Origin of the sequence: Pseudomonas rustica, from assembly GCF_018336155.1 — a bacterium.
GTDB classification, from domain to species: domain Bacteria; phylum Pseudomonadota; class Gammaproteobacteria; order Pseudomonadales; family Pseudomonadaceae; genus Aquipseudomonas; species Aquipseudomonas rustica.
In genome coordinates, this window is record NZ_JAGYHF010000003.1 from 94,924 (window position 1) to 108,353 (window position 13,430).

Genomic DNA, 13,430 nt, shown 5'->3' on the forward strand with positions numbered 1-13,430 from the left:
CACGCGGAGCGTGGGAACGATCATGGTGGGCGGTTAAATCAACGTTTCGATCCGCAGCGAGTTAGTCGATCCAGGCTGACCAAACGGCACACCGGCAGTAATCAGCAGCGTGTCGCCACGCTCGGCCATGCCTTGGGCCTGGGCGATTTCCAGTGCGGTCGAGCAGACTTCGTCGACCTGACGCAGGCGATCGTTGACCACCGAGTGAATCCCCCACGCCACGCTCAAACGACGCGCGGTTTGCAGGTTCGGCGTGAGGTTGAGGATCGGCGCTTTCGGCCGTTCCCGCGCGGCACGCAAACTTGAGGTGCCCGACTCGCTGTAGTTGACCAGCACCGCCACCGGCAGCACGTTGCTGATGCGACGGATCGCGCAACTGATCGCATCGGACACGGTCGCTTCAGCCTTCGGCCGGCTGACGTCGAGCTGAGTCTGATAATCCGGGCCGTTCTCCACCTGGCGGATGATCTTGCTCATCATCTGCACGGCTTCCAGCGGGTACTCGCCGGACGCAGTTTCCGCCGACAGCATCACCGCATCGGCACCTTCGGCCACGGCGTTGGCGACGTCAGTCACCTCGGCGCGGGTCGGGGCAGGGGAGAAGCGCATCGACTCCAGCATCTGCGTCGCCACCACCACCGGTTTGCCGAGTTCACGGCAGGTGGTGATGATGTTTTTCTGAATCTGCGGCACGCTTTCGGCGGGCACTTCAACGCCAAGGTCGCCACGGGCCACCATGATCGCGTCGCTCAATTCCGCGATTTCGCGCAGTTGTTCAACGGCGGAAGGCTTCTCGATTTTCGCCATCAAAAAGGCTTTGTCGCCGATCAACGCGCGGGCTTCGACGATGTCTTGCGGACGCTGCACAAACGACAGCGCGACCCAGTCCACACCCAGTTCCAGACCGAAGCTCAGGTCGCGGCGATCCTTGGCGGTCAGCGGGCTGAGGTCGAGTACCGCTTGCGGCACGTTGACGCCTTTGCGATCCGACAGTTCGCCGCCATTGAGCACGGTGGTATCGATCGCATCAGCGTATTTGCTGACTACGCGCAGACGCAGCTTGCCGTCGTCGAGCAGCAGATCCATGCCCGCTTCCAGCGCTTCGATGATTTCCGGATGCGGCAGATTCACTCGGCGCTCATCGCCCGGTGTCGCGTCCAGATCGAGACGGAAGGCCTGACCGCGATGCAGTTGCACTTTGCCGTCAGCGAACTTGCCGACGCGCAGTTTCGGCCCCTGCAAGTCCATCAGAATGCCCAGCGGGTAGTTGAGCTGGCGCTCGACTTCGCGGATCCACTGATAGCGTTTGGCGTGGTCGGCGTGATCGCCATGGCTGAAGTTCAGGCGGAAGATATTGACCCCGGCCTCAACCAGTTCACGGATCTCTTCGATGCCGTCGACAGCAGGCCCGAGGGTGGCGAGGATTTTTACCTTTTTATCAGGCGTCATGATTTACAGCTCTCAAGGATCAGAATGGCGCGGAAGTCGTTGATGTTGGTGCGGGTCGGCTCGGTGACGATCAGCGCATTGAGCGCCTCGAAATAGCCGTAGCCATTGTTGTTATCCAGCTCGTCGCTGGCGCTCAAACCGAGGGCGGCGGCGCGGGCGTAGCTGTCCGGGGTCATGATCGCGCCGGCGTTGTCTTCCGAGCCGTCGATGCCGTCGGTGTCACCGGCCAGGGCATAGACGCCGGGCTGGCCTTTGAGATTTTCGGTCAGGCTCAGAAGGAATTCGGCGTTGCGTCCGCCACGGCCATTGCCGCGCACGGTCACGGTGGTCTCGCCGCCGGAGAGAATCACGCACGGCGCTGCCAATGGCTGGCCATGGTTGATGATCTGGCGGGCGATGCCGGCGTGGACTTTCGCCACTTCGCGCGACTCACCTTCGAGGTCGCCGAGGATCAGCGTGCTGAACCCGGCCTGACGGCATTTCACTGCCGCCGCGTCCAGCGATTGTTGAGGACGGGCGATCAATTGGAAGTGGCTGCGCGCAAGACTCGGATCACCGGGTTTGACGGTTTCCGACTCAGGGCTTTGCAACCAGTTGCGCACCGAAACCGGAATCTCGATGCCGTAGCGTTTGATGATCGCCAGCGCTTCGGCTGAGGTGCTTGGATCGGCCACGGTCGGGCCGGAAGCGATGACCGTGGCGAGGTCGCCCGGCACATCGGAAATCGCGTAGGTATAAACAGTGGCAGGCCAGCAGGCCTTGCCGAGACGGCCGCCCTTGATCGCCGAGAGGTGCTTGCGCACGCAGTTCATCTCGCCGATGGTCGCGCCGGATTTGAGCAGGGCTTTGTTGATCGACTGCTTGTCGGCGAGGGTGATGCCTTCGGCCGGCAATGCGAGCAGGGCAGAACCACCGCCGGAGAGCAGGAAGATTACGCGGTCGTCCTCGGTCAGGTTGCTGACCAGTTCGAGTACGCGTTTGGCCACGGCCAGACCGGCAGCGTCCGGCACCGGATGCGCGGCTTCGACCACTTCGATTTTTTCGCACGGGGCGCCGTGACCGTAACGGGTCACCACCAGGCCAGACACGTCACCTTCCCAGCAATTTTCGACCACTTGCGCCATGGCCGCGGCGGCTTTTCCGGCACCGATGACGATCACCCGACCGGTACGATCGGCAGGCAGATGGGCTTCAAGGACTTGGTTCGGATGGGCCGCGTCGATGGCTGTGGCAAACAGCTCGCGCAGCAGTTGTTGCGGATCGACCGACATGGCGGGCTCCCAATCTTATTGTTCTTGGTTAATGCTGATGATCGTTCCCACGCTCTGCGTGGGAATGCCTCAATGGACGCTCTGCGTCCGCTTCGGCAGGGACGCGGAGCGTCCCGGGCTGCATTCCCACGCAGAGCGTGGGAACGAGCGACGGGGCAGGGCTTATTTGTTGTCGCGAATCGAGAAGTTGGCCATGTGCTCGAGACCTTTGATCAGCGCCGAGTGATCCCAGTTGCTGCCACCGATCGCTGCGCAGGTGCTGAACACTTGCTGGGCGTTGGCGGTGTTTGGCAGGTTGATGTTCAGCTCTTTGGCGCCTTGCAGGGCCAGGTTCAAGTCTTTCTGGTGCAGGCTGATGCGGAAGCCTGGATCGAAAGTGCCTTTGATCATGCGCTCGCCGTGCACTTCAAGAATCTTCGAGGACGCGAAACCGCCCATCAGTGCTTCACGCACCTTGGCTGGATCAGCACCGTTTTTCGAAGCGAACAGCAGGGCTTCAGCGACGGCCTGAATGTTCAGGGCAACGATGATCTGGTTCGCGACTTTGGCGGTTTGACCGTCGCCATTGCCACCGACCAGGGTGATGTTTTTGCCCATGGCCTGGAACAGTGGCAGCGCGCGTTCGAAGGCATCGGCGTCGCCACCGATCATGATGCTCAGGGTCGCAGCTTTGGCGCCGACTTCACCACCGGATACCGGTGCGTCGAGGTATTGCGCGCCTTTCTCGTTGATCTTCGCCGCGAAGGCCTTGGTGGCGGTCGGCGAGATCGAGCTCATGTCGATCACGATTTTGCCTTTGCTCAGGCCAGCGGCAACGCCGTCAGCGCGGAACAGTACGTCGTCTACCTGCGGGGTATCCGGCACCATGACGATGATGAATTCAGCTTCCTGCGCGACTTCGCGCGGGTTGGCCAGGGCGACGGCGCCAGCGGCAACCAGGTCGGCAGGGGCGGCGTCGTGGTGCGCCGACAGGAACAGGCTGTGACCGGCTTTCTGCAGGTTCGAAGCCATTGGGTGGCCCATGATGCCGGTGCCGATAAATCCGATTTTAGCCATGAGAAAATCCTCTTGTTTTTGTCTTTCCCCTGTAGGAGCTGCCGAAGGCTGCGATCTTTTGATCTTGATCTTCAAAATAACAAGATCAAAAGATCGCAGCCTTCGGCAGCTCCTACAGGGTCATGTGTTTGTCAGATTGCGTTGTGGGTTTTCAGCCAGCCCAGGCCTGCTTCAGTGGTGGTCAGCGGCTTGTATTCGCAACCCACCCAACCCTGATAACCGATGCGGTCGAGGTGTTCGAACAGAAACCGATAGTTGATCTCACCGGTGCCTGGCTCGTTGCGGCCCGGGTTGTCCGCGAGCTGCACATGGTTGATCTCGCCCAGGTGCGATTGCAGGGTGCGGGCCAGATCGCCTTCCATGATTTGCATGTGATAGATGTCGTATTGCAGATACAGATTGGCGCTGCCGACCTGTTCGCGAATCGACAGGGCTTGCGCCGTGTTGTTCAGGTAGAAACCCGGGATGTCGCGGGTGTTGATTGCTTCCATCACCAGTTTGATGCCCGCCGCTTGCAGCTTGTCAGCCGCGTATTTCAGGTTGGCAACGAAGGTTTTTTCCACGGTGACGTCATCAACGCCTTGCGGACGAATACCGGCCAGGCAGTTAATCTGGGTGTTGCCCAGCACTTGTGCGTAAGCGATCGCCAGATCGACACCGGCGCGGAACTCTTCAACCCGATCCGGCAGGCACGCGATACCGCGCTCGCCCTTGGCCCAGTCACCGGCCGGCAGGTTGAACAGCACTTGGGTCAGACCGTTGGCGTCGAGCTTGGCCTTGATTTCGGCAGAGCTGAAATCGTACGGGAACAGGTACTCGACACCGCTGAAACCAGCCTTGGCGGCGGCGTCGAAACGGGCAAGGAAATCCTGTTCGGTGAACAGCATGGACAGGTTGGCTGCGAAACGCGGCATGGTGGTCTCCCGTTCTAGATTCTCGTTCCCACGCTCTGCGTGGGAATGCCTCAATGGACGCTCTGCGTCCGCTATGGGACGCAGAGCGTCCCGGGCTGCGTTCCCACGCAGAGCGTGGGAACGATCAGCGGTCAGCAGTTAATCAAGCAGCGAAATCGCCGTTGGCGCATCGTTGCCGACCAGCGCCAGGTCTTCGAATTCGTTGACGGCGTTGATCTCGGTACCCATGGAGATGTTGGTCACACGCTCCAGAATGATCTCGACGATGACCGGCACCTTGAACTCTTCGATCATCTGTTCGGCCTTGCGCAGGGCAGGGGCGATTTCCGATGGCTCGAACACACGCAGCGCTTTACAGCCAAGGCCTTCAGCCACTGCGACGTGGTCAACACCGTAACCGTTGAGTTCCGGCGCGTTCAGGTTATCGAAGGACAGCTGCACGCAGTAGTCCATTTCGAACCCGCGCTGTGCCTGACGGATCAGACCCAGGTACGAGTTGTTCACCACGACGTGGATGTACGGCAGTTTGAACTGAGCGCCGACCGCCAGTTCTTCGATCATGAACTGGAAGTCATAGTCCCCCGACAGGGCCACGACTTTACGGCTCGGATCGGCCTTCACCACGCCCAGCGCTGCCGGAATGGTCCAGCCCAACGGGCCTGCCTGGCCACAGTTGATCCAGTGACGCGGCTTGTAGACGTGCAGGAACTGCGCGCCGGCAATCTGCGACAGACCAATGGTGCTGACGTAGCAGGTGTCCTTGCCGAACACCTGGTTCATTTCTTCGTAAACGCGTTGTGGTTTTACCGGCACGTTGTCGAAGTGGGTCTTGCGATGCAGGCTGGCTTTGCGCTGCTGGCAGTCTTGCAGCCAGGCACTGCGGTTTTTCAGCTTGCCGGCGGCTTGCCATTCACGCGCCACTTCGATGAACACGGTCAGTGCTGCAGCAGCGTCGGAAACGATGCCCAGATCCGGCGTGAACACACGACCGATCTGCGTGCCTTCGATGTCGACGTGAATGAACTTGCGGCCTTCGGTGTAAACGTCAACCGAACCGGTGTGGCGGTTAGCCCAACGGTTACCGATCCCCAACACCACGTCGGATTTCAGCATGGTCGCGTTGCCGTAACGGTGCGAAGTCTGCAGACCGACCATGCCGACCATCAACGGGTGATCGTCCGGGATGGTGCCCCAGCCCATCAGGGTCGGGATTACCGGGATGCCGGTCAGCTCAGCGAATTCAACCAGCAGATCGCTGGCGTCGGCGTTGATGATGCCGCCGCCTGCTACCAACAGTGGACGCTCAGCCTGATCGAGCAGCGCCAAAGCCTTCTCGACCTGAATGCGGGTAGCGGTCGGTTTGGCCAATGGCAGCGGCTGGTAAGCGTCGATGTCGAATTCGATTTCGGCCATCTGCACGTCGAACGGCAGGTCGATCAGCACTGGGCCTGGACGGCCGGAGCGCATTTCAAAAAACGCTTTCTGGAACGCGTAAGGCACTTGGCCTGGTTCCAGAACAGTGGTCGCCCACTTGGTGACTGGCTTGACGATGCTGGTGATGTCGACAGCCTGGAAGTCTTCCTTGTGCATACGGGCGCGGGGTGCCTGGCCGGTAATGCAGAGGATTGGAATCGAGTCGGCCGAGGCGCTGTAGAGCCCGGTGACCATGTCCGTACCGGCTGGGCCGGAAGTGCCGATGCACACGCCGATGTTGCCGGCTTTAGTGCGGGTGTAGCCCTCGGCCATGTGCGAGGCGCCTTCGACGTGGCGAGCAAGGACGTGATCGATGCCACCGACTTTCTGCAAGGCGGAGTACAGCGGGTTGATGGCAGCGCCCGGGATGCCAAAAGCGGTATCAACCCCTTCACGGCGCATCACCAGAACGGCGGCTTCGATTGCTCTCATTTTGCTCATGGTTTTGTGCCTCTTTACGTTTTGTAATTGTATACAAGTGGCTTTGCGCAGAGTGTATTCACGGCGGACGGCGCAGGTCAATCCATTTTCTCAAGCGCCTGTTTCATTCGTCGGAAGCCTTTATGACTGTGGCTTTTCGTCGCATGTGGCGCTTTTCGAGAATTATTGTATACAAAAAAATAATTCATTGTGTTCTATTTGTTGCATCGGACTGCGGCACAAAACCGCAGGCCCACGACTTTCCCTATAACAAAATGAGGACGGCACCATGAGCGCTTTAACCTTGAAAGTCGCAGTCAAACTGGTCAACGAGGCCATCAACGCAGGGCGCGGCATCAATGCCGCACCCCTGACCATCGCAGTGCTCGACACCGGCGGCCACCTGGTGACCCTGCAACGCGAAGACGGCGCCAGCCTTCTGCGCCCACAAATCGCCATCGGCAAAGCCTGGGGCGCCATCGCCCTCGGCAAAGGCTCGCGCCTGCTCGCCCTCGACGCCCAACAACGCCCGGCCTTTATTGCCGCGCTCAACAGCATGGGCCAGGGCAGCGTCGTGCCGGCACCGGGCGGTGTGTTGATTCGTGATCAGGCGGGGAATGTGCTGGGAGCGATCGGGATCAGCGGCGATCTGTCGGATATTGATGAGCAAGTGGCGATTAAAGCGGTGGAGGCGCTGGAGTTGCGGGCGGATGCGGGGGTGGCGGCCTGACCGGAAAATAAATCAGCACGTCTGATGGCGTGTTGATGACGAAGCGGGGCGGGGTCTATAGACTGCCGCCCCTCTCGTTTATGTATCAAGGAAGATCTGCGTGAAGACGCTATTTGCCATGATGATGGCCGCCGCCATCACCCTCTGCACGCCCGTCGTGCATGCGACGGAAGCCCCCGACGCCGACGAAATCGCCTTTAACGCGCTGAGCCCGGTGGTTTCTGCACTGCTCAACGCCGACGATGTGCCGGGGTTGATGGAGCGGGCCGAGAAGCTCGAAGAAACCGACACGTTGCAGGCAATTGCGGTTTACCTGGCAGCCTCCCGTGAAGATCCCAAGCAACTGCTGGCGCCTTATCAGGTGGCGGCGCTGTTTGCCCGCCGTGGCGATGATCGACTGGCGCTGCGCTATCTGCAGGCGGCCGATGACCGTGGCCTGTGGTTCGGCCCGCTGCTGGCAGGGGACGAAGACTTCTCCGAGCTCCGCGACACCGCCACCTACAAATCCGTACTGGCCAGCGCGCAGCAGCGTTACAAGAAAATCGCCGAGGGCAAGGTTGGCGCGATTTCCGTGCTCAATCCGTCGGCGAAGATCCCTGCGCCCAAAGCCTGCCGCCCGGTGGTGGTGTGGCTGCACGGTTACGGCGTCAATGGCGAGCTGGATGCAGACTACCAGCCGCTGGCCGACACCGGCGCAATCATTCTGGGGATCAACGGCACGCAAATGATCAACGCGGTCGACAGCTTTCGCTGGATCGGCCCCGGTTTCGAAGGCACCCATGAAACCGTGCAGAAAGGCCTCAACGCCCTCGAAGCCCAGCAATGCATCGACCGCAAACGCGTGTTTTTGATGGGCTTCTCGCAAGGTTCGCAACACGCCGGCGCGCTGTTGGCGCAACACCCGGACGATTACGCCGGCGCACTGCTGCTGTCACCCGGCGGCAATCAACCGACGCCCACCGAAAGCAAGGCGCGCGGCAAGCGTGTGTTTGTCATCAATGGCAAAAAAGAAGGGCCGGGCAATCTACAGATGAGCGCCGATTTCCGCCAATTGTTCAGCGACGGCAACGAGGTCAAATCTCGCACCCACGAGGCCGGGCACACCTTCCCGGACGACTGGAGCACCTCGCTGCCGCAGGCGTTGCGCTGGTTGATGGGGGAGGAGGTTTGAGATGCGGGTGTATCGGTTTGATCGCTAGCGTCTGATCGATTGTCATCGCTGGCAAGCCAGCTCCCACAAGGTTTTTTGTCTTGTTCAGATTTTGTAACCAATACAAAAACCTGTGGGAGCTGGCTTGCCAGCGATGGCGGCCTGACTGACACATCAAGAAAAAAGACCAGCCCGCCGTATAGACCACGGAGGTCTAGCCTTCTGATGAACCCATCATGAAGGGGCAATGGATTGCCTGATCTTCCTGCTTCACATCGTCTGCGAGCCGGTCGCTATGCCGAGCCCAACCGCATCTATCTACTGACCACGAACACACTTGATCGAAAACCCATCTTCGCCGATTTCTCTCTGGGCAGATTGGTCGTTCATCAATTTCGTCGCGCGCAAAATGTTGGACTGGCAAAGTCGTTGGCATGGGTAGTCATGCCGGATCATTTTCATTGGTTGATTGAGCTCGAAAACTGTTCGCTCAGAAGGCTGATGAGGGAAACCAAATCTTTGATTGCTCGGGACGTGAACGAGTGCAGCGGTCGAAGCGGGCCGCTTTGGCAGCAAGGCTTTCATGATCGTGCACTGCGGCGGGAGGAGGATTTGGTGAAGATGGCGCGGTATGTAGTGGCCAACCCATTGCGGGCAGGCTTGGTGGAAAAGCTGGGTGATTATCCGTTGTGGGATGCCATTTGGGTTTGAGTTGAAACCGAGTTGCCTTCATCGCTGGCAAGCCAGCTCCCACAGGTTTTTGTGCTGGACAAAGATTTTGCATTTCTGCATGAGTGATTGTGAGAGTTGGCAAGCCAGTCCTGTGTTGGATGCAAAGTTTGCAAACAACACAAATCCCTGTGGGAGCTGGCAAGTCAGTCCTGTGTTGGATTTAAGTTTTGCAAACAACACATATCCTGTGGGAGCTGGCTTGCCAGCGATAGCATCACCGCGGTCTTACTGATCCGGCTCACACCCCTTCAACACCAACCGGATTATCGTCTGCGCCGCCGCTTCGTAATCCGCTTCATCCAGCTTCTCCTTCCCCGTCACCGCAGAAATCTGCCAGTCGAAGTCGGCGTAAGTCTGGGTCGCGGCCCAGATGCTGAACATCAGGTGATTAGGGTCGATCGGGGCGATCTGGCCGCGGTCGATCCAGCTCTGGATGCAGTCGATGTTGTGCTTGGCTTGGCCGTTGAGTTGCTCGACCAGGTCGGCGCTCAGGTGCGGGGCGCCGTGCATGATTTCGCTGGCGAACACTTTCGAGGCGAAGGGCAGATCGCGGGAGATGCGGATCTTCGAGCGGATGTAGCCGCTCAGCACTTCGCTCGGAACGCCGTCCGGATTGAACGGGGTCGAGGCCTGCAAAATCGGCACGATGATGCTTTCCAGTACCTCGCGGTAAAGGTTTTCCTTGGACTTGAAGTAGTAGTAGACGTTGGGCTTGGGCAATCCCGCCTTGGCGGCGATGTCGCTGGTTTTGGTCGCAGCGAAGCCCTTGTCAGCAAACTCCTCACTGGCGGCACGCAGGATCAGTTCTTTGTTGCGCTCGCGGATTGTGCTCATAAACCCGGTGGTTCCTTGCCTGTTCTGGCGGTTGCGCATGGTAGCACCGGCCTCGCGCAGCGCTCAAGAATGCACCGCGTGGTCTATGGTCGCGTTATGCTTCGCAACATTCATACATAAAAGGAAACAGGATTCATGGCAGGAAGCAGTTTGCTGGTGCTGATCGATGACATCGCCACCGTTCTGGACGACGTTGCCTTGATGACCAAAATGGCCGCCAAGAAGACCGCGGGCGTGCTCGGCGATGATCTGGCGCTGAATGCCCAGCAAGTCTCCGGTGTGCGTGCCGAGCGGGAGATTCCCGTGGTCTGGGCGGTGGCGAAGGGTTCGTTCGTCAACAAACTGATCCTGGTGCCGTCGGCGCTGGCGATCAGTGCGTTCGTGCCGTGGCTGGTGACGCCGCTGTTGATGGTCGGCGGCGCGTACCTGTGCTTCGAGGGTTTCGAGAAACTTGCGCACAAATTTCTGCACAGCAAGGCTGAAGACGACACCGAGCATGCGCAACTGAAGGAAGCAGTGGCTGATCCGGCAACTGATCTGGTGGCCTACGAGAAGGACAAGATCAAAGGTGCGATCCGCACGGACTTCATCCTCTCGGCAGAAATCATCGCGATCACCCTCGGCACCGTGGCGGATGCGTCGCTGACTCAGCAGGTGGTCGTGATGTCGGGCATCGCCATCGTCATGACTGTTGGCGTTTACGGGTTGGTGGCGGGCATCGTCAAACTCGACGACCTCGGTTTGTGGCTGACGCAGAAGCCCGGGAAGGCAGCCAAGAAAATCGGCAGCGGCATTCTGAGCGCGGCGCCGTACATGATGAAAACCTTGTCGGTGGTCGGTACGGCGGCGATGTTTTTGGTTGGCGGCGGCATCCTTACTCACGGCGTGCCGGTGGTGCACCACTGGATTGAAGGTGTGGGCGCGGCGGCGGGTGGGGCCGGGTTTGCGGTGCCGATGTTGCTGAATGGCGTGGCGGGGATTATTGCCGGGGCAGTGGTGCTGGCGGTGGTTTCCGTCGTCGGCAAGATCTGGCGCGCCATTAAAGGCTAACCACATAGCCCCTGTGGGAGCGGGCTTGCTCGCGAATGCGGTGTATCAGTCAAAGAATATGTTGGCTGACACACCGCATTCGCGAGCAAGCCCGCTCCCACAGTTTGATCTTTGTTGTGTCAGCAAAAAGGCCATTCAATTTTCATTGAATGGCCTTTTTTGTACCCGCCGAAAACTATTCGGCGATCTGCAGCTTGCGTGCTTCGGTGTATACGTAACGCACTTTCTCGTACTCGAACGGCGAGTTCATCTGGCCGTAACGGAAGCTGGTCTGGTAGCGCTTGTCGACCGCGCGCAGGGCCCAGACTTCCGGGTGGTCGGAGCTGACTTCCGAAACGTTGAGGAAGTTGATCGCCGATTCGGCGGTGTAGTCCACGGCGAGGCCGGCGGTGTCGCGGATGTTCGACGGACCGAGGATTGGCAGCACGAAGTAGGCGCCGCCCGGTACGCCGTAGAAACCGAGGGTCTGACCAAAGTCTTCGCTCTGGCGCGGCAGGCCCATGGCGGTCGCCGGATCCCACAGACCGCCGATGCCGATGGTGGTGTTGAACAGCAGGCGCGCGGTGGTTTCCATCGAACGCTGGCCCTTGAACTGCAGCAAGCTGTTGATCAGGTTCGGCACGTCACCCAGGTTGTTGAAGAAGTTGCTCACGCCGGTGCGCACGAAGCTCGGCGTCACGTAGCGATAACCGTCGACCACCGGCAGGAACACCCATTCGTCGAAGCGGTAGTTGAAGTGGTAAACGCGGCGGTTCCACGATTCCAGCGGGTCGTAGACGTTCAGCGCGTTAAGCGTCGAACGCTCGAATTCGCGCTGATCCAGGCCCGGGTTGAATTTCAGTTTCGACAGCGGCTCCTTGAAGCCGTCACTGTCGACCACCACCGGTGCATTGGCTTTGCTGTTGTCGGCCTGAGCCACGCCTGCACAGAGTAACGCTGTCGCCAGCAGGAGATATTTAGCCACGGAAGAACTCCAGCATGGCGTCGCTGTTGACGCGGTAGTTAATGTTGCCGCAATGGCCGCCCAATGGATAAACGGTCAGGCGGTCGCCGAAGGTCTTGCGCAGGAAACCGAGGTCGCCCGGGCCGAGGATCACGTCGTCGGCGTTGTGCATCACGGCGATTTTCGGGCTGTCATGCAGGTAATCCTTCAGCGCATACAGGCTGGCCTGATCGACCAGTTGCAGCAGGCTGCCGCCGTCAGTACGCGCGCGCCACATCGGAATCACTTGATCGGTCAGATAGCATTCGAAGTCGCACTGCAGCGCACGCTTGAGGTACGGCGTGAGGCTGGTGCCTTCGGTGATTTCGGTTTTCGGCGGGGTGATCAGGCCACGACGATTGATCAAGTCCGAGGTGAACGCGATGTCGGCTGCCGAGAAGCGGAACGAGGTGCCGATCAACATCGCCATCTGTTCGTTGGTCAGATGTTGCTTGGACTGCTGGAAGTCATAGAGCAGCGCATCGTTGAGGTCGATGTAACCTTTCTGCTGGAAGTAGCGGGTCAACTTGTTCAGCACCAGTTCATAGAACGTGGTGCTGTTGTTGATGCCTTTCACTTCGGTCTGTACCAGCTTGTCGAGGTTGCTGATCGAGGTGTAGAGGTTGACCGGCGGGTTGAGCAGCAGGACTTTCTTGAAGTTGAAGCTGCGGCGGGTTTCGTCCAGGTGCGCGACGAAGGCTGCGTCCAGCGCACCGAGGCTGTAACCGGTGAGGTAATACTCGGTCACCGGCAATTTCGGATTCTGCGCCCGCACGGCCTGCATGACCCGGTACATGTCTTCAGCATCGTCCTTGGTAATGCCGGGGGTGGCAAAACGCGAGGCGGCGCTGATGAAGTCGAAACTGGTCGGCGACGACAACTGCACGACGTGGTAGCCGGCCTTGTAGTAGAGCTTTTTCAGGTATTCGTTGAGCGTGCTGTCATAGCGCGCGCCGGTGCCGGCGATCAGGAAGATCAGCGGGGCCGGTTTGTCCTGGGTGGCGATGCGGTAGGTGAGCTTTTTCACCGCCCAGAAGTTGTCCGGCAGAATGAATTCGCGCTCCGGGCGCAACGTCAGGCTGCGATCGGACTGGTCGATGTCGTCATCCAGCGGCAGCTCCGGACGCAAATCCGGCGGGGTGGTGGCGATAGTCGCCTCAAACGGGTTGGTGAGGGGGTAGCCATAGCTGGCGGCATCAATATCCACCGCCAGTGCGGACGCACTCAAAATAAGGCCGCTGAACAGCGCGGCGAAGCGCAAGGAACGGAGCATGACTAGATCCCTTAGAGGAAGGTGCCGAATAAAGTTCGCAGGCTATGACCACCGGGTTTGCGCCAAAGTGCCATGCAACGGCACCAAACAGGCAGA

The 13,430-nt window shown here is 59.6% G+C and carries 12 protein-coding genes; 4 read left to right on the forward strand and 8 right to left on the reverse strand.

The window, feature by feature from the left end; translation table 11 throughout:
* Positions 1 to 33: 33 nt before the first annotated feature.
* From pyk to gcl, 5 genes are all read right to left on the reverse strand, one after another.
* Positions 34 to 1,449: a pyruvate kinase gene (gene pyk / locus KFS80_RS06075; protein WP_212544245.1), complete on the reverse strand. Its 1,416-nt coding sequence runs from the start codon at positions 1,447 to 1,449 to the stop codon at positions 34 to 36.
* Positions 1,446 to 2,720 carry a glycerate kinase type-2 family protein gene (locus KFS80_RS06080; protein ID WP_212544246.1) on the reverse strand — a complete coding sequence of 425 codons (1,275 nt, stop codon included), beginning with the start codon at positions 2,718 to 2,720 and terminating at the stop codon, positions 1,446 to 1,448. Before KFS80_RS06080 ends, pyk begins: the two co-directional genes overlap by 4 nt.
* Positions 2,721 to 2,882: 162 nt before the next feature.
* Positions 2,883 to 3,776 (reverse strand): 2-hydroxy-3-oxopropionate reductase, encoded by an 894-nt coding sequence (locus tag KFS80_RS06085; protein ID WP_007919937.1) that lies wholly within the window; start codon positions 3,774 to 3,776, stop codon positions 2,883 to 2,885.
* 131 nt (positions 3,777 to 3,907) lie between these two features.
* Positions 3,908 to 4,690, reverse strand: coding sequence for a hydroxypyruvate isomerase (gene hyi / locus KFS80_RS06090; RefSeq protein WP_159812681.1), 783 nt, complete (start codon positions 4,688 to 4,690; stop codon positions 3,908 to 3,910).
* A gap of 138 nt (positions 4,691 to 4,828) precedes the next feature.
* Complete coding sequence (gcl, locus tag KFS80_RS06095; RefSeq protein WP_105709417.1) at positions 4,829 to 6,604, reverse strand: glyoxylate carboligase; 1,776 nt, start codon at positions 6,602 to 6,604, stop codon at positions 4,829 to 4,831.
* Positions 6,605 to 6,872: 268 nt separating this feature from the next.
* On the opposite strand from gcl, the gene KFS80_RS06100 reads away from it, so the two are divergent.
* From KFS80_RS06100 to KFS80_RS06110, 3 genes are all read left to right on the forward strand, one after another.
* The gene (locus tag KFS80_RS06100) at positions 6,873 to 7,313 is read left to right on the forward strand and encodes a GlcG/HbpS family heme-binding protein (RefSeq protein ID WP_053118462.1); all 441 of its coding nucleotides are present in this window, start codon (positions 6,873 to 6,875) and stop codon (positions 7,311 to 7,313) included.
* A 100-nt stretch (positions 7,314 to 7,413) separates the two neighbouring features.
* Positions 7,414 to 8,484, forward strand: a complete 1,071-nt coding sequence (locus tag KFS80_RS06105) for an alpha/beta hydrolase (protein ID WP_212544247.1) — start codon at positions 7,414 to 7,416, stop codon at positions 8,482 to 8,484.
* A 231-nt stretch (positions 8,485 to 8,715) separates the two neighbouring features.
* Complete coding sequence (locus KFS80_RS06110; protein ID WP_159815067.1) at positions 8,716 to 9,174, forward strand: REP-associated tyrosine transposase; 459 nt, start codon at positions 8,716 to 8,718, stop codon at positions 9,172 to 9,174.
* Between the two features lie 246 nt (positions 9,175 to 9,420).
* Here the strand turns inward: KFS80_RS06110 and KFS80_RS06115 are convergent, their stop codons facing one another.
* On the reverse strand, positions 9,421 to 10,029 hold the full coding sequence (locus KFS80_RS06115) for a TetR/AcrR family transcriptional regulator (protein WP_053118469.1): 609 nt from the start codon (positions 10,027 to 10,029) through the stop codon (positions 9,421 to 9,423).
* Between the two features lie 135 nt (positions 10,030 to 10,164).
* Here KFS80_RS06115 and KFS80_RS06120 point away from each other — a divergent pair, with 135 nt between their 5' ends.
* On the forward strand, positions 10,165 to 11,079 hold the full coding sequence (locus tag KFS80_RS06120) for a DUF808 domain-containing protein (RefSeq protein ID WP_212544248.1): 915 nt from the start codon (positions 10,165 to 10,167) through the stop codon (positions 11,077 to 11,079).
* A gap of 175 nt (positions 11,080 to 11,254) precedes the next feature.
* On the opposite strand, the gene KFS80_RS06125 is transcribed toward KFS80_RS06120, so the two are convergent.
* Together KFS80_RS06125 and KFS80_RS06130 are read right to left on the reverse strand one after the other, a co-directional pair.
* Positions 11,255 to 12,043, reverse strand: a complete 789-nt coding sequence (locus KFS80_RS06125; protein ID WP_053118473.1) for an MlaA family lipoprotein — start codon at positions 12,041 to 12,043, stop codon at positions 11,255 to 11,257.
* Positions 12,036 to 13,334: an alpha/beta fold hydrolase gene (locus KFS80_RS06130; protein WP_212544249.1), complete on the reverse strand. Its 1,299-nt coding sequence runs from the start codon at positions 13,332 to 13,334 to the stop codon at positions 12,036 to 12,038. Before KFS80_RS06130 ends, KFS80_RS06125 begins: the two co-directional genes overlap by 8 nt.
* Positions 13,335 to 13,430 lie beyond the last annotated feature (96 nt).